The 16,734-nt window shown below is 62.4% G+C and carries 12 protein-coding genes; 5 read left to right on the plus strand and 7 right to left on the minus strand.

Annotated features, from left to right (window positions below):
• Positions 1–957 precede the first annotated feature (957 nt).
• Positions 958–4,695 carry a glycosyl hydrolase gene (locus tag G4L39_RS06075; RefSeq protein ID WP_205880825.1) on the minus strand — a complete coding sequence of 1,246 codons (3,738 nt, stop codon included), beginning with the start codon at positions 4,693–4,695 and terminating at the stop codon, positions 958–960.
• Positions 4,696–5,012: 317 nt separating this feature from the next.
• Between G4L39_RS06075 and G4L39_RS15750 the strand changes: the two genes are divergently transcribed.
• On the plus strand, positions 5,013–5,219 hold the full coding sequence (locus G4L39_RS15750; protein WP_165106713.1) for a YgaP-like transmembrane domain: 207 nt from the start codon (positions 5,013–5,015) through the stop codon (positions 5,217–5,219).
• Here the strand turns inward: G4L39_RS15750 and G4L39_RS06085 are convergent.
• Genes G4L39_RS06085 through G4L39_RS06100 form a run of 4 tightly spaced genes read right to left on the minus strand, consistent with a single transcriptional unit; the run spans position 5,203 to position 8,991 of the window.
• Positions 5,203–5,682 (minus strand): glycosyl-4,4'-diaponeurosporenoate acyltransferase CrtO family protein, encoded by a 480-nt coding sequence (locus tag G4L39_RS06085; protein ID WP_165106715.1) that lies wholly within the window; start codon positions 5,680–5,682, stop codon positions 5,203–5,205. The genes G4L39_RS15750 and G4L39_RS06085 overlap by 17 nt on opposite strands.
• On the minus strand, positions 5,672–6,721 hold the full coding sequence (locus tag G4L39_RS06090) for a glycosyltransferase family 2 protein (RefSeq protein WP_165106717.1): 1,050 nt from the start codon (positions 6,719–6,721) through the stop codon (positions 5,672–5,674). The genes G4L39_RS06085 and G4L39_RS06090 overlap by 11 nt, the downstream gene beginning before the upstream one ends.
• Positions 6,706–8,193, minus strand: a complete 1,488-nt coding sequence (locus G4L39_RS06095) for a phytoene desaturase family protein (RefSeq protein ID WP_165106718.1) — start codon at positions 8,191–8,193, stop codon at positions 6,706–6,708. Before G4L39_RS06095 ends, G4L39_RS06090 begins: the two co-directional genes overlap by 16 nt.
• A gap of 21 nt (positions 8,194–8,214) precedes the next feature.
• Positions 8,215–8,991 (minus strand): hypothetical protein, encoded by a 777-nt coding sequence (locus tag G4L39_RS06100; protein WP_165106720.1) that lies wholly within the window; start codon positions 8,989–8,991, stop codon positions 8,215–8,217.
• Positions 8,992–9,033: 42 nt separating this feature from the next.
• On the opposite strand from G4L39_RS06100, the gene G4L39_RS06105 reads away from it, so the two are divergent.
• Both G4L39_RS06105 and crtI read left to right on the plus strand, forming a co-directional pair.
• On the plus strand, positions 9,034–10,419 hold the full coding sequence (locus tag G4L39_RS06105; RefSeq protein ID WP_165106721.1) for an aldehyde dehydrogenase family protein: 1,386 nt from the start codon (positions 9,034–9,036) through the stop codon (positions 10,417–10,419).
• Between the two features lie 37 nt (positions 10,420–10,456).
• Positions 10,457–11,935, plus strand: a complete 1,479-nt coding sequence (crtI, locus tag G4L39_RS06110) for a phytoene desaturase family protein (RefSeq protein WP_165106723.1) — start codon at positions 10,457–10,459, stop codon at positions 11,933–11,935.
• 1,118 nt (positions 11,936–13,053) lie between these two features.
• Here crtI and trpC read toward each other — a convergent pair.
• Both trpC and prfB read right to left on the minus strand, forming a co-directional pair.
• Positions 13,054–13,890 (minus strand): indole-3-glycerol phosphate synthase TrpC, encoded by an 837-nt coding sequence (gene trpC / locus G4L39_RS06115; protein ID WP_165106724.1) that lies wholly within the window; start codon positions 13,888–13,890, stop codon positions 13,054–13,056.
• Complete coding sequence (gene prfB, locus G4L39_RS06120) at positions 13,887–14,984, minus strand: peptide chain release factor 2 (RefSeq protein ID WP_165106815.1); 1,098 nt, start codon at positions 14,982–14,984, stop codon at positions 13,887–13,889. The genes trpC and prfB overlap by 4 nt, the downstream gene beginning before the upstream one ends.
• A 525-nt stretch (positions 14,985–15,509) precedes the next feature.
• Between prfB and G4L39_RS06125 the strand changes: the two genes are divergently transcribed.
• Together G4L39_RS06125 and cysK are read left to right on the plus strand one after the other, a co-directional pair.
• Complete coding sequence (locus G4L39_RS06125; protein WP_165106726.1) at positions 15,510–15,737, plus strand: DUF2061 domain-containing protein; 228 nt, start codon at positions 15,510–15,512, stop codon at positions 15,735–15,737.
• Between the two features lie 32 nt (positions 15,738–15,769).
• The gene (gene cysK, locus G4L39_RS06130) at positions 15,770–16,732 is read left to right on the plus strand and encodes a cysteine synthase A (protein ID WP_165106728.1); all 963 of its coding nucleotides are present in this window, start codon (positions 15,770–15,772) and stop codon (positions 16,730–16,732) included.
• The last annotated feature ends 2 nt before the right edge of the window (positions 16,733–16,734 follow it).

Consider the following 16,734-nt stretch of genomic DNA (forward strand, 5'->3'; position numbering starts at 1 on the left):
CACCCGCGGATAGGTCAGTGTGGATGCGCACGGGGCGCCAAACCAAAGCCCTGACCGCTCGCAGCACGCCAGCCGAACCACCACGAAAGCTGCAACGACAAGTCTTGGCGCGGGCCAAGCATGGCGGTCCACTGGCAGCCTGTCGGACCTGGGGAGGGCGATGTTTTTATCCCACCGTTTAACAGGAGCGCGGCTGACCGCATCTGAAAGGTTAGGCGACACGCTTTCTTTCCATTGACCGCGATGCCCCACTGCTGCTCCCACCCAACCTGCGCGAGTGGGTGGCCGCCAACGATCTGTTCATAGGGTCGAAGAACAGAACAACCGTTGTTCGACGGCCCGCAGGTGCTGCCGGACCCGGGGACCGCTCCCCTCGGGCGACCGTTCGTGCCCGAGTCACGGTGTCAACGGTCGGTCAAGAGTACGGATTCGCGCTGCTTCTACACCCGATCGGGCAATGGGCCAGATCTGAGCAGTAAAACCTGGTCATCTGGTTCGGGTCGGTCGGGTCCTCACTCCCCGTGTCGTCTCTGCACGCCGTGGGACCGGATGCCCCTCCAGGCACGGTCGCCCGGAGAGCACCCATCGCATTTCGCGTCAGGCCGGTGCTGATACTGTTCCGCCATTTTGAATCGCGGAAAATCCCGCATCTTGGTGCAAACATTTCAGTCACCAGGGCCTTGTACGCTGAGGATCCCGGCAACGCCTGCGGCACCCTCGGAACTGCCACCGCAAGAACCTCAGACTCAACGCGGGCGCCTCAATGGCCGGACCGCGCCATGGCCCGGGTTTTTCCGTGGTTTCGCGTGAAAAAGATCACACCAAAATGCGCATGCACCCGCGAAAGATTCACGACAAGCAAGAGGCCATGCTGTCCTGTGATCCCAACCGGTTGGTCTGTGGAACCTGGTAAGAAGTCAAATCAGTTCCAGATCCAACCGTGTACCGTACGACGACTCACAACCCTTCCGGCCGGAGGTCGGTCCGCGGCAGGTGCTGCTCCAGCCGGAATGGCCGGAACAAACCATAAGCAATCGTGCTGTAGCGCACGCCGGGTGGCGGGCCTTCTTCGGGACCTTCCTGAAACATGGCCGGCCATGCACTACCCGGACGGGGATCCCCATGATGGGGGCCGAGGGTGTTCTTGAGGGTACCGATCACCACAACTTCGACCACGTTGGTGCCGGGACGGAGTTGCCGGGTAACCTCGAGTTCCCAGGGCGGTGCCAGGATATATCCAACCCGTTGGCCATTAACATTCACCCGCGCCACACTGCCCTGCCAGCCCTGCAGCCGGACGAAGTACCGGCCCTCCGGGTGGGGCAACGCATATCGCTGGCGATAGGCAACCCCCGCACCATAGAACGGGTGGCCCTGGGTATTCCAACCCAGTCCATGGGTTTCGTCGAGACCACTGCCATCCACCAAATGGATGGCATTTCGCCGGTGCGATGCCAGTTCACTGGACACCTGATGCACTCTCACGTTCGCCAATCGATGGTCCTCAGCGGTGTAGAACTGAACTTCCGAAAGGCCCACAAAACCGTGGTCCTCCGGCGTACCTTCGGCCGGGTATTCAACACCACGAAGGTTGGACAAAATGTCCAGGCGCACGTACCGCACCGCCCGGTCGCTCACGGGCAGGATGTCGGGCGTGTCATAAGCACCGCCCGGAGCCCGCCGGAGATGGAACGTGCCCAGCTCCTCGTTCATTGAGTCCGGCTCCGCGCCGGCTCTGATTCGGATCCTCCCGGCGCCCCGCAACGTCAGGTCGCGCACGTGCGCCTCGTTGTAGTTCCAGATCTTGATCCGGTTCACATTCGTCACCTGGCCCAGATCAAAGATCACGTATGGAGCGCGGTCCTCCCGGCCCTCCTGGAATCCGATGCCGACGGTCAGCCAGGCTGTCCCGTCAGGGTTGTAGCCGTGAGCCGGTCGGGGTTGGGCTCTGCCCAGTTGGATCGGGGTGTCCGGCGTAATCGCGAATCCCCGCGCCACCGGTTTGAGGGCGAAGCTGCCCAGCACATAAGCCGGCTCCAGCTCGTGCAGCATGGTGAAGGGCCGGGCCGTGAGCGTGACCACGTTTTCTCCGGTTCGTGCGGTCGAAGCCAGGGAGATGCGGCCGAAAGCCTTGTCCAGCCACCAGGCACCCGGTACCGGTTCCACCGCCCGGCCGTTGCAGGTGATGGTGTAAAGGTCGGGTCGTTCCACAACAAGAGCCAGGTCGGGTGGCACGGCGCCTTCAATGGAGAAACGGTAGCTGACCGTGAAGCCGCTATCGGGCGGAAACGTCCTGGAGATCAACTCGTCCTTGAACTGAACGGCGTTGTCCCACGGGCTGCGTTCCACACCATGTTTCTGCCACACAAACTGGTTGGCGCGGTAAAAATACACGTTCGATCGTGTCTCCCCGGCTGCGGACACGTCCACGTAATCCAACGTCAGCACGTTGGGTTCCAGCCGCTGGATTTCCAGAAAGGCATCCACGTCCTCTTCCCGTCCCGCCGGATGGGTGGCCAAACCTCCGGCCAACCGGATGGGCGGCACCGGACGTATTTCCTCCCTCACCGGTCGTCCGGGCTCCAGCGGTTGCCGTGACAGGAACAACAAAAGGCTTCCGGATGGCGGCAACCGAAAGTCGGCCCTGAGCCCGTTCGAAGTGTTCTGAAATGGGTACGGCTCCACGGCACCCGTGTAGGGGTCCCATCTTTCCACACCCTGAAGGTCCGATTCAATGGTGCCGGCCGAGGGCTCCTGCATGCTGGTGTTCACCAGCAACAGGATCTGGCCGTCGTCGATGTGACGGCGGTGATGGAAAAGAATGCCCCGGTCGGCCGCCGCGCGGATGATCCGAACCCCCTGCGGAGGCGCCAGGCGATGGAGTGCTTCCACTACGCGGGATGGGTCCGTGGCAACCCATCCAGTCCGGGTCGCCCAATGGGCCGGGCGCGGTGAGAGTGCACCGTCCACGCGCGCAGGGGCCGCTCTCAGGCACAACACCCGGCCGCCAGCCTCCCGGAAACGATCCCCCAGCTCCAGCAGATTGGATGAAATGTTTTCGCACAGCGGCGGCAGTACGAGCACATCATAGAGGCGCCGGCCCACACGAAGCCGGTTGCCTTCCACGGCGGCGTGCTCGGCCAGAATGGACTCGCAACCCAGGTCATATTCGATTTGGGCCGCCTCGAGGCGCATCAACAGGTTGAAAAACGAATCGCCCAGTTGCCGAAGCCCGGCCTCATGGCCCTGGTACATCCAGGCGGTGCTCGTCGGTTCCAGCACCAGGATGCGGTTGATTTGTTCGCCCTGGGACATGACGGCCGAGAGCCGCGCCAGGTAGCGCGCATGAACCTGGTAGGCCTCCCACCAGGGCTCGTGATAGCTGAAGCTCTGGGGATGATCGCGTTTACGGGCGCCCCGTAGGGTCACATAGCTGAGGTGCTCGTCCATGAGATTGATTCCCAACACCAGGAGCCAGTCGGCAATGCGCTTCATATCCTCGAACCGCAAGTCCCATCCCCCGGCCCCATAGAGCTCCACCAGTGTGCGTTTGCGGCCGAGCTGGTTGGCCACACTGGAGATTTCCCGACAGAACCGCACGTTACCGAACTGGGCACGGGTGTGTTCGGCGTATTGATTCATCAGGCAATCGATCCCCGGGATGTGCTGCCAGGCGGCCATGGCCATGTTATCCGGAACGTTCAGGCATTGAGGCCATTCGTGGTCCCAATAGTAGCCGGTGAAGCTCAATCCGTGCGCCTCGCACCACTCGTAGTAGGGCCTGGCCCACCGCTCAATGAAAAGCTCGTTGAGGGTGCGGAAGTAGTCATGGCGCACCCGCCGCCAGTCCCCCAGCTCGCGCGCCAGTGCCGGCAGATGGGCCAACAAATCGTAGCCGCGCCGCTTTTCAAACTGCTCCGGCAGGTCGGGACACCATGGGAATCCTCCCGCAGGCCGGATGTTCGGCTCGTCGGTGAACACTCCCGGAATCCGATGGCCGAACTGGCCGCCCACCTCCCGCCTGTAGGCCCCGAGCGTGACCTCAAGGAACTTCTCCGTGACGCCCTCGGTCAGCAGGTTCACGTAGAAACGGTTGCCGTGCCATGGTGAATTTTCGGCCTGCCGGATCACGGCCACCCAATACCGACCGTGCGGGAGAGTCTCGCCCGACCTTACCCGGCCGGACACATCGCGGGCATCGTCATCCCCCAGCTGGAACACGGCCACCGTGTCGGTAGTCCATTCGGGCGGGGCGTTGGTTTCGAAGAAATGCAGGCCCATGCCGCGGGACTCGGGCATCAGCTCCGGCACCCATCCACCGGCAAAACCGCTCGGGTATGAGTTCTCGTCGTAGATCCAAACGTTCATGTCCAGGCGTTCGGCCTCGTCCAGGGCCACCTTCCACAGCCGGAACCATTCCAGCCCCAGGTAGGGGGTCATCAAGCCCGGCCGGGGGTGGATGAACACCTGTCGGATCTGTTGGCTGCAAAGGTCGCGCAGCGTGTCACGGACCTGTTCCTCGGTCATCGCGTCATTCCACACCCACAGGGGCGCGCTGGTGTAATGGCGGGGCGGGTCGGCGAGAAGGCGTTTCACCGCTGTCGCATCCACGGCGTGCGCGCTGAGCACCATCCCGCTCGTCAGAAGCAGCAGGCCCGGAACCCACAACAAGCCACGGAGCATGCACGTTCGCATACCAACGGCCCCAGCAGACCCCAAGCGACCCGCTTGTTCAAGTCTGCCGTTCTGGAGGGCCTGCACAATTCGTGAGCCCCTGGCGAGGATCAGGCGTCAGGGCGTCATTGGACGGCAGCCGTGAGGGTGCCGGGAATTCACGAGGGTCCAACTGCAGTTCGCGGCGCCGGTTCACCGAAGTGGACCGTCGCACCCGCCTGCCAGCCTACAATCCGTCCGGGTCTCAGGCCACGATCGAGAAGTGCTGTTCCGCATACCCGCCGGGGCTGGCGAACCTGCCGTGTTTACCGGTTGTTGTGAAGTGCTACATTGCGACCGTGAAGTCTTCTCAACCCAATATTGGGCCCACGGGCCGATGGTTGCGAGCCGCGGTCGGGATTGTATTGCTTGGCGTTGCCTGGTGGGCGGTTGGTCAGGATCGTCGGTTGGCCGCCCTGCTGGCCGTGCTCGGGGTATTCTGCCTGTACGAGGCCGCACGCGGCTGGTGCCTTTTGCGGGCCTGCGGCATCAAGACGAAGTGGTGACGCGCTTTTCGACCAGCCGCCGCAATCGGATCCGGTTATAGCGCTGGGCCAGAATGCACGGGATGTTCAACAGCAGCCCGCAAAGGGTCATGATGAGGATGGCCCAGGGAGGATTCCATAATGCAAAGACCGGCGTGGAGGCCAGTGCAGCCCAGTGACACAGCTCGCCCCGCCACGTCTCCACGAGAAAGGCTCGGAGGTAGTCGGTTTGTGAGGATCTCAAAGCCGATTTCGGAAAACCGTGCCGAAACCAGGCAGCGCCATCCGGCAGTCGATCCTTCCAACGACGGACGGCGAACAGGCGTTCGTAGAGCCGTCCCTGTGCTTCCCAGGCAAATCCGCGCGGCGGGTGGAACCACCGGGACGGCAGCCGGGTAAAGATCCATGCCCAACCCAACTGGATCACCGGCCATCCGATCACGTTCAACAAAGCAGTCAGCCAGGTGGGAAGCTCAGTCAGCATGGATGGTTCGTCCCTTCCACGACACCTCCCCACCGCGGCGCGCCGTTCCCGTCAGGAAAAGCGCGAAAAAGAAAAGCAGCGGAAGCGGGTATAAGACGGCCGCGGGAATTCCGAACGAGCCCACCCGACGGGCCAGGCAGGCAACCTGAACAACGCACGCACCATAGGCAACCGCCCAGGGCCATGCCCCCTGGGTAACACAGCAGCCCAGCGCCACGGCCGTCAGGCCTGTCAGCCAGGTGATGATCATGAACAGCCTGAGTCTGCCGGTTTTACCCGCTCCGGAGGCAAATCCCTTCAGCCAACCCTCCACCAGTTCTCGTACCCCTCCCGGATACATGCGGAAGGACAGAATCCCCCGCCCCACGCCGCTGTGCACAGGCACACCGGCCTCACGAAAAGCCTCGCCCAACCACACATTTTCCAGAATACGTTCCTTTGCACGTGCATGCCCGCCCACACGCCGGTAGCTCTCCCGATCCACCAACAACATGGGGCCGAACAGAGTCGTCCCCGCCGCTCCCAGGGCCATAAGGATGTTGAAGAACATGGACAATTCCTCGTAGGGCTTACGGATTACATGATAGGGGGCCAGGGAGAAAGCGCCTCCGGCATACATGGACAACGCCCTGTCCAAGCCGCCGGCCTCAAACCACGTATCGGCATCCAAAAACAAAAGGATTTCTCCGCCGGCCGCGTCCGCGCCCTGTTGGCATGCCCAGGGTTTCCCACGCCAGCCATCGGGAAGCGGTGCTGAGGAGATCACCCGGGCACCGTGAGCCCGGGCAATGGCAGCGGTACGGTCCGTGGAAGCGTCATCCACCACGATCACCTCGTCGGGTGGAGCAGGCTGCCGACGAAGGGATTCAAGGAGCCGTGGAAGGTTATGCTCCTCGTTCCGGGCTGGAATGATCACGGTGAGTCGCCGTCGGCCTGCACGCTCGGGCGCCGGTAGGGGCGTTCGAAGATATGGGATCAACGCCCATCCGATCGAGGATACTCCCAGCGCTGCCAGCGGCAGGATCAGCTCCGGTCCCATGCCATCACCTGTTTGGCCACATTCTGCCCGCAGAGCAGCACCATCGGTACTCCGCCGCCCGGATTCACCGAGCCGCCCACAAAAAACAAGTTCGGGTAACGACGGCTCTGCTTGGGAGCCTTGAACGCAAGGTTCCTCCAACGGTCGCTGACGACCCCGTAGATGGATCCCCGATGGGAATGGTAAAGGCGCCGGATATCGGGGGGCGTTAGAACGTGCTCATAAACGATATGCCTGCGCAGGTCTTTGAGCCCCATGCGCTCCAGCTTGCTCAGGACCCTGTCTTTGAGGGCCTCATAATCTTGCGGTCCCCAGGGGCGATCCTCCCGAATGTAGGGGATATGCGGGAGAATCTTCAGGCAGTCACATCCCGGCGGAGCCACCGTGGGGTCCGTACGCGATGCGGCCACCACGTACAGCGTGGGGTCGCTCGGCAGTTCATACCGCTCAAACACCTCGGCAAAGTGGGCCTTCTGGTCTTTGCTGAAAAAGAAGTTGTGGTGCGCCAGCTGCGGGTACTGACAGTCGAGCCCCACATCGATAACCAGGCCCGAACACGCCGGCTCCAACCTCCTCTCCAACGACGCCACAACCGTCCGATCTTCACCCAGCAGCTCAGCATGGGCCGGCACAACCTCCATGTTGGACACCACGATATCAGCCGGGTGAAATGCACCCTCTGCCGTGACCACGCCGGTGACCCGTGATCCGTTGCGTGTGATCCGTATGACCTCCACGCCGCATTGAATTCGGATCCCCAGCTCCTGCATCAACCGTTGGAGCGCCTCCGCGATGCGATACAGCCCACCGTCCACGTACCAAAGGTCGTAACGGAACTGGATTGTGGGCAGACAATTCATGAACGCAGGTGCGCGGAGCGCGGACGAGCCGACGTACTTGATGAAAAAATCGAAAATGTCGCGGAAGTATGAGGTGCGGAAGTGCGCCGCCACCGCCTGGTGCATGGACCGGAACAGGTCAAACCGAAGAAACTTCCAGAGCCCGTAATGCCGGGCGAAATCCCGCCAGTTATCCAACCCCTGCTCAAAGTACCCCTCATGAATCAGGTCAAAGAGGCGGCCGGAATACTCCAGGAACCGTTCCACGTTCTCCGGCGGTTCTTTCACGCGGCGGGCCTGCTCCGCCATGGCGGCCGGTTCCGGCACCAGATCGACCACCGTTCCATCCTCGAAAAAGCACCGCCAGTGGGGCCGGACCGGGCGCAGGGTGATGTAGTCCCGCATCTCCCGGCCACTTCGTTCGAACAGGCGGGCCAGGATGTGCGGCAGGGTTAAAATCGAGGGACCCAGGTCAAAAGTGAATCCCTCCGCCCTGAGGACGTTGAGCTTTCCGCCAATCCGCTCGTTTTTTTCCAGGAGCTCAACCTCGTAACCCGCTTGGCGCAGGCTAATGGCGGCAGAGATCCCGCCCAGGCCCGCGCCGATCACGATAACCTTCTTGTTCGCCTGCATGGATGGTGGGGGGCAGGGTGGTCAGGGAGCAACTTTTGACAACCTCTGAAGCCCCTCCCGGGCAAGCCGGTTGACGGGCTGCAGTTCCAACGCGCGGCGGAAACACACGGCGGCTTCCGGGGCATTTCCCAGACGCTCGTGTGCCAGCGCCAAAAAAGTCAGGCAGCCGGGGTGACCCCACCGAGGTTCAGTCGGTCCTGCCGGGCCATCCCCTTCCGCGGTGAAGAGGGTATCGGCTTTTCGGAGTATGGCCAGCGTCTCCTGCCAGTCTGCCGGCTTCCGGGCGGTGTGAAACCGGCAGACGCCGAGCAAATACTGCACCCTGGGATTTTCCGCACCATGGGCCAGAGCCCACCGCTTGTGCCGCTCGATGCGCGGCCCCAGCCAAAGGGCCCGCCCCAGGCCACCCTCGGCCTTCATGCCGTAGAGCGTGCCCAACAGGGCGTGAATTTCGGCCTGTTCCGGATCCAGCCGCATGCCCTCGCGGAGGGTTTCAATCGCAGCTTCCAGCACCGGCCCCTCCGGCGGCGCATCTGCCCAGCTCCCCGAGGGGTGCCGGAGCCACAAGACGAGGTGAAACTGAGTTACACCCAGCCAGTAGCGTGCCAGAACCGAGTCGGGATCCTGTTGCACAGCCGTTTCGAAAGAACGGGCCGACATTTGAAACCCGGCCCCGTCCCAGTCCCGGTAGGCGCGTGCAAACTCCTTCACTCCCCGAATCAGTGCCTCACAGGGCGCCTGCTCCGCCCGCAGCCCCAGGACAGCCAGCATCGCCATCATGACCCAGCCGCGAACCATACCTTGACGAGCTTTAGCATGACGGCCGATCCTTGCAAGCCCATGACAACGGTAAGGGAAATCCTCGACGAGCAGCGCGCATTCTTTCGCACCGGCGCCACCCGTCCGCTCGAGTTCAGGGTCGAACAGTTGCGCCGCCTGCAGGATGCCCTCAAGGCCGGGGAAAACTTCCTGCTTCAGGCGCTGGCGAAAGATCTCGGTCGACCCGCTCCTGAGGCCGTGGTCAGCGAGATCGCGATGGTAGCCGCCGAGATCGAATACGCAGCGGCCAAGCTGCGTCGCTGGGTTCGACCGCAAAGGCGCCGGGTGCCCCTTCTGGCGTTCCCAGCCAGCGGATGGATTCAGCCCGAGCCGCTGGGTGTGGTGCTCATTCTGGGGCCGTGGAATTATCCGGTGCAACTGTTGCTGATGCCCCTGGTGGGAGCCATCGCGGCTGGCAACTGTGCCGTGCTCAAACCTTCGGAACTGGCTCCCGAAACCTCCAGGGCCCTCGCCCGGCTGATTCGCGACACGTTCTCCCCTGCCCATGTAAGGTTGCTGGAAGGGGGGCCCGATCTGGCCGAAGCCCTGGTGAGTGAGCCCTTTGACAAGATTTTCTTTACGGGCAGCCGGTCCACAGGCCGGCGCGTTATGTTGGCCGCGGCACACCATCTCACCCCCGTTGTGCTGGAGCTGGGCGGCAAGTCTCCCTGCATCGTGTGCAAGGATGCACCCTTGGACGTGGCCGCCCGGCGCATTGCCTGGGGCAAGTTTCTCAACGCCGGTCAGACGTGCGTGGCGCCGGACTTCGTCCTGGTGGAGGAACCCGTGTGCGAGGCCCTGATCGAAGCCCTCACGCGCGCCATCCGCGAGTTTTTCGGGGACAACCCCCGCCGGAGCGCCGACTATGGGCGCATTGTGAATCGGGCGCATTTCGAACGTCTGCGTTCCTTGCTGTCGGGTGGGCGGGTGATCTTGGGCGGCGACATGGATGCGGAAAGTCTGTACTTCGGTCCCACGCTCATCACCGACGTTTCGCCCGATGCGCCCTTGATGCAAGAGGAGATCTTCGGCCCTCTTTTGCCCATTCTCAGTTTCCGACATTTGGATGAGGCCCTGGAATGGCTGGCTCAACAACCCGCCCCTCTCGCGCTCTATCTGTTCACACGGCAGCGCGCCATCCAGGAGCGGGTCCTGGCCCGAACCCGCTCCGGCGGCGTCTGCATCAATGACACAATCCTCCAGGTGGCTGCCCGCGAACTGCCGTTTGGGGGACTGGGCCCCAGCGGGATGGGTGTTTACCACGGTCATGCCAGTTTCCAGACCTTTTCGCATTACCGGCCCGTGTTGCGTCGGTCACTCTTCCCGGACTGGCGGTGGCGCTATCCGCCTTCGCGGTTGGCGCTTTCCAGGCTGAAGTGCCTGGCAAGGTGGTTGTTACGATGGTGACCTTGCAACCCGGACCAATCTTCGCTAATCCACCGGCATGCCAAAACGCGTCCTGATTGTGGGAGCCGGACCCGGCGGACTGGCCGCCGCCCTGCTTTTGGCCCGGGCCGGGTTGCAGGTCATCATCCTCGAAAAGCAGCCCCGCGTCGGCGGGCGCACTTCATGCCTCGAAGGCAACGGATTTCGGTTCGACCTTGGCCCCACCTTCTTTCTCTATCCCCAGGTGCTCGAGGAAATCTTCGCCGCAGTGGGCCGGGACCTGTATCAGGAGGTCCCCATGAAGCGACTGGACCCCCAATACCGGCTGGTGTTTGGGGCCGGCGGCGAGCTGCTCTGTTCCCCCGACGTCGACCGCATGGAGGCCGAAATCGCACGCCTTTCGCCCACGGATGCCCGCGCCTTCCGCCTTTTCCTGAAGAACAATCGGGTCAAGCTCGAAAAGTTTGCCCCCTGCCTGCAAATGCCCTTTGAGGGATGGCAGGATCTGGTCAACCGGCGCATGCTCGCCGTTTTGCCGCATTTGAAGCCGTGGAGGTCGCTCCATGCCGAAATGGCCCGCTACTTTCGCGATCCCCGCCTTCAGTTGGCATTCACCTTCCAGTCCAAGTACCTGGGCATGTCCCCGTTTCAGTGTCCCAGCTTGTTCTCGATCCTGTCCTTCCTGGAGTACGAATATGGCATCTGGCATCCCATCGGCGGCTGCAACGCCCTCACGCGCGCCATGGCACGGGTCGCCACAGAGATGGGAGTTGAGCTACACCTGAACGAACCGGTCCTGGAAATCCTGATCCAAAACCGCCGTGCCGTTGGGGTCCGAACCGCGACGGCTCGTTACGATGCCGATGCGGTCGTTGTGAATGCCGACTTCGCCCACGCCATGACCACCCTCATTCCAAACCATCTGCGCCGTAAATGGACCGACGAAACCATCGCCCGAAAGCGCTTCTCCTGTTCCACGTTCATGATGTACCTGGGCATTGAGGGAACCTGCGAGGAGCTGCAACACCATAACATCTACATTGCAGCCGATTACCGCCGAAACCTCGAGGACATCGAGCAGCGCCACGTGCTTTCGGAGGACCCATCGTTCTACGTCCAAAATCCGTGCCGCACGGATCCCACGCTCGCACCGGCCGGCCACAGCCTCCTTTACGTTCTAGTGCCGGTGAGCCACAGGCACCCCAATATCCAGTGGAACCAGGAACGCAACAGATTCCGCCAGTTGGTGCTGCGACAGCTTGAGCGGATCGGCGTCCGCAACCTGGAGCCGCGCATCCGTTTCGAGCGCATCATCACACCGGACGACTGGGAACAACAGATGAACATTTACAAGGGCGCAACCTTCAACCTCGCCCATAATCTGGGACAGATGCTAATCTTTCGCCCGCACAACCGCTTTGAGGAATTCGACCGACTCTATCTGGTTGGCGGGGGCACCCACCCCGGTAGCGGCCTGCCGGTCATCTTCGAATCCGCACGCATTACCTCCCGGCTGCTCCTCGAAGACCTCGCCTGAGACGCTTCTGTCCCAGCAGGGCTTCCACATCCCTGGGTGCCGCGCAATTCCACCTCCACGAATCCACGACTGGGCATGATACACCCGACGGGCCCTTTCATCTGGCTACCGTGCCCCAACCGACAGGCCAGGTTCACCGCACCCAGGGTCCGGCACCCCTCCAAGTGTCTCCGTTGCCGCGGCCTGAAACCTTGAACGCGGCCATTGGGCTCAAGTAAAAAGAATGCGCAGACGTTGCTGTCGTGGAGCCACTCAGAACCACATCAACCACCACTGGACCCGATCCTTGCCAGATCTGTGCTCCGGAAAGCAGTCAGGCCCGGGGGGGCCCCGTCCGCAACCATGGCCGGGGCACACAACTAACCCGGTATCCGTGTGATGCAAGGGGCAACGGCCGACCTTGAATTGGGTCGCATACGGTCTGGATCTCCGAGCCGTTCACTGCCATCCGTCAGACAGTTCCACCACGGCCAGCCTCGGAGGGCAGATAGCGGCGTGCCAAAGCAGGCTCCAGACCCTGTTGAAGCCCGGCGTGGACGTGCTGGTTTCGACGCCCCGTATCCCCAGAGGACCGGAAACGACATTGAAACCGGCATTTGCCCGCTTCTGCCGTGCATGGCGGTGCCTGGATTTGTGCGGCAAACCGGCATGGCCGCCTCTTGTCTTTCCACCTTCCTCAGTTTGCGTCTGTTGTTGAGCCCTTGATGAGTCCCGAAGGGCGCGCAAGGCCCGGTCAAGGCTGGCATGTCGGCCGTTTACTGCTGCTGTTTGAAGTGGGCCCAAAATCGACCCGGTGCCCATCCGTCAGCTCGCGCATTCCCCTGCCCACGCACTGAGGTGAATGGCTTTCCCGATGCTGTCGCTCGTGGCCGGTGGCCGGGGGTAATGGCCGGGTCATTGTGCTAGGGCCTGTCGCCATCCCGCGGCTGGAGGCCACCAAGGGACTCAACCCCGTGAACGGTCGGCATCGTCCATGCCGCATGGAAGATCGATCTGCTCGCCTGCAGGAAGCAAGCCGGGCAACAGCGGCCGGCCTTGAGAAAGCACCCAAGCGCTGCATGAAGAGTTGGCCTGCAGCGCCGCGGTTCCAACCTGCACCCGACCTGCGGCCGCGTTCCTCAGCCCGATAGGCCCATCAGCTCGCGAATCCGTCCCGGGAGATCGGCACTCCGCATGAGGCTTTCCCCCACCAGAATCGCATCCGCGCCGGCCGCACGAACCCGCTCCACATCCTGCCGGGAGTGAATACCGCTTTCGGCCACGAGCAAGGGACGCCGCCGGGGATCTGGACAAAGCTGCTGCAACCGGCGGGCGAGCCGTTCCGTGGTACCCAGATCGACCTGAAATGTTCGAAGGTCACGATTGTTCACCCCCAACAAACGCGGTTTCAGTGCAAGGGCACGTTCCAACTCTGTCTCGTCATGCACCTCCACCAGCACCGACAACCCCGCCCGGACGGCCAGGTCGTGCAGCGATTGCAGCCGCGGCTGCGGCAGGATCGCCACAATCAGCAGCACCGCGTCCGCCCCCCACTCCACCGATTCCAACAATTGCCGCTCGTCCAGGATGAAGTCCTTCCGCAACAACGGTAGCCGGACAGCAGCCCGGACCCGGCGGAGGTATTCCAGATGCCCTTGAAAAAACGGCTCATCCGTGAGCACGGACAAGCAGGCCGCTCCGCCCATTTCATAAGTCCGCGCCACGGCCACCGGGTCAAAATCGGGCCGGATCACGCCGGCCGAGGGCGATGCCTTTTTGACCTCCGCGATGAGCGCCGGCGGTCCCACCGGCGGCGATAGTAGAGCCCCGCAAAAGTCCCGGGTCGATCCACGCTGCTTGAGGGCCGCACGGAGGTCCTCCACCGTGACCGTGCGGGCCGGCAAACGCGCGATTTCCTCGCGCTTCCGTTCAACAATGGTGTCCAACACCGTCCGCACTCCTGCCGGCGCCGTCATGCCTCGTCCTCCTCGTCCTTGATCCCCTGCTGCCGCCTGGTCGGACAACCCGCTCGCAACCAGGCATGCACGAACATGTCCAGGTCCCCGTCCAGCACGGCGTCCGTGTCACCCGTCTGTACCCCCGTCCGAAGATCCTTGACCATGCGGTAGGGTTGCAGGACGTAACTGCGGATCTGGTTGCCCCAACTGATGCTGCCCTTTTCCCCGTAAAAACGTTCCATCTCGGCCCGTTGCTGGTCCTCCCGCCAGGCCAGGAGTTTGGAAATCAGCAACTTCATGGCCGTGGCACGGTTTTGGTGCTGGGAACGCTGACTTTGGCAGGCAACCACAATCCCTGTGGGGATGTGCCGGATCCGTACGGCGGTCTCCACCTTGTTCACGTTCTGACCTCCCTTGCCTCCGGACCGGTAAAACTCGATCTCCAAATCCGCAGGGTTGATCTCAATCTCGCCAGGGTCTTCGATCTCGGCAATCACGTCCACACTGGCGAAGCTCGTGTGCCGCCGCCTGTTGGCATCAAAGGGCGAGATACGCACCAGCCGGTGTACGCCGCGTTCGGCCTTGCAAAAACCATAGGCATTCTCGCCCCGGATCGTCAGCGTCGCATGTTTGATCCCGGCCGCCTCACCCGGAAGGATGTCCTCTATCTCGACCTCCCAGCCGCGCGACTCGGCCCACCGCTGGTACATCCGCAACAGCATGGCGGCCCAGTCGCAGGACTCGGTCCCCCCGGCACCCGCGTTGATGCTCATGATGCAGTTACGGTGATCGTGCGGACCGTTGAGCAGGACCTTGAGCTCGAGTTTTTCCAGCTCCTTGAGAAACCTTTCCGTATCCGCCGTCAGGTCCTCCAACAACGCCGGCTGGGCCGACGGCGGCTCGGCCTTGCCCAGCTCCACCATCACCCGCAGATCCTCCAGCTGTTTTTCGGCCTTCCGCAGGGGCTCGATCTTGGACCGCAACTGGCTCGCCTCTTCGATGAGTTTTTGCGCCTGTTCGCGATTGGCCCAAAAGTTCTCCGCGGCCATCTGGGTCTCGATTTCCTCCAGACGGCGCTGCGCACCGGGCACGTCAAAGAAACCTCCGCAGATGCTTCAGTTTGTCTGCTGCGGTGGCCAGTTGGGCTTCAATCGTCTCAAACATGCCCTTCAAAATATCCGCCCCGGCGCCCCAAGCAACGTTGGACCCCAACCAAGCCCGCCGCACCCGTGGGGCGGGCCGCCACGCACGGAACCGAACCAACTTCCTATCCCAGCGCTGAAACCTTGGTTGCCTGTCAGCCCTGGCTTCCCACTGACCACGGACAGGGCAATGCACTGGCTTCCAATGAGTTGCAAAAACCTCGGGCAGGCCCCAAGAAAATTCTATAAACCCTATTGACATTTTGTAGTTTCTTGGTACTGTTGGTGCGTCTTGCAGGTGCAAAGCAGAAGAAATCGAATGCTGGCCCGGCAGTTGACGCTGATTTGGGTCAGCGATGCCCAGCCGGCAAGTTTGAGGTCCCAAGAGGCCGGACGTCGGGGCTCCGGCAGGTTGGCTGGACTCGCAAGCCAGCCCCGGCAGTCCCGACCAAGGCGTTCAAGGTCGCGCCTGGCGGATGGAAACGGGAGGGTGATGTGGTCGAAAAGCCATACCGGAGCTTGGTCAAGGCCATCTCGTGGCGGATTACCGGCACGCTGGACACGATCTTTGTGTCGTTCCTGGTCACGGGCCGGTTCAAAGCTGCCGTATCGATCGGCCTGATCGAATTGTGCACCAAAATCCTGCTTTACTATTTGCATGAGCGTGTTTGGAATCGGATTTCCTTCGGCCGCGTGAAAGGGCAGGAGGACTACAGCATCTGAGTGGATTACCAAACATTACGGAGGACACAGCCATGCCGTTGCATCCGGATATCGTCAGCACCGTGGGGCGCACCCCGCTGGTGAAGTTGAACCGCATCACCGCCGGTCTTGACGCCACCATCGCGGTCAAGTGCGAGTTTTTCAACCCGCTGAGCAGCGTGAAGGACCGGATCGGCTACGCCATGATCGCCGCGGCCGAGCGCGACGGGATTCTCACGCCGGACACCACCATCATCGAGCCCACCTCGGGCAACACCGGGATTGCCCTGGCGTTCGTGGCGGCTGCCCGCGGTTACAAGCTCATTTTGACCATGCCGGAAACCATGAGTCTGGAACGGCGCACGCTGTTGGCCATGCTTGGCGCCCGGCTGGTGCTCACGCCCGGTCCGGAAGGCATGCGCGGCGCCATCCGCAAGGCCGAGGAGCTGCATCGGGACATCCAGCCGTCGTGGATCCCTCAGCAATTTGAAAACCCTGCCAATCCGGAGATCCATCGCCGAACCACTGCCGAGGAAATCTGGGCTGACACCAATGGCAAGGTGGACATCTTCGTCGCGGCGGTGGGCACCGGCGGCACCATCACCGGCGTGGGTGAGGTCATCAAATCCAGGAAGAAGGATTTCAAGGTCATCGCCGTCGAGCCGAAAGACTCACCCGTCATCACGCAGACCCTGCGGGGCGAACCCATCAAGCCCGGTCCCCACAAGATTCAGGGTACGGGCGCGGGGTTTGTTCCCAAGGTGCTCAACCTACAAATCCTCGACGAGGTCATCACGGTCAGCAACGAGGACGCCTTCGCGATGGCCCGCCGATTGGCCCTGGAGGAGGGCATTTTGGCCGGTATTTCCAGCGGGGCCAACGTGTGGGCCGCAATGCAGGTGGCCAAACGCCCCGAAAACAAGGGCAAGCTGATCGTGACCGTGGCGCCCAGCACGGGCGAGCGTTACCTGAGCACCCCCCTGGCGGACGAGGCGCGCCGCCAGGTACAAGCCTGAAG

This window comes from Limisphaera ngatamarikiensis (genome assembly GCF_011044775.1).
In the GTDB taxonomy this organism is placed as follows: Bacteria; Verrucomicrobiota; Verrucomicrobiia; order Limisphaerales; family Limisphaeraceae; genus Limisphaera; species Limisphaera ngatamarikiensis.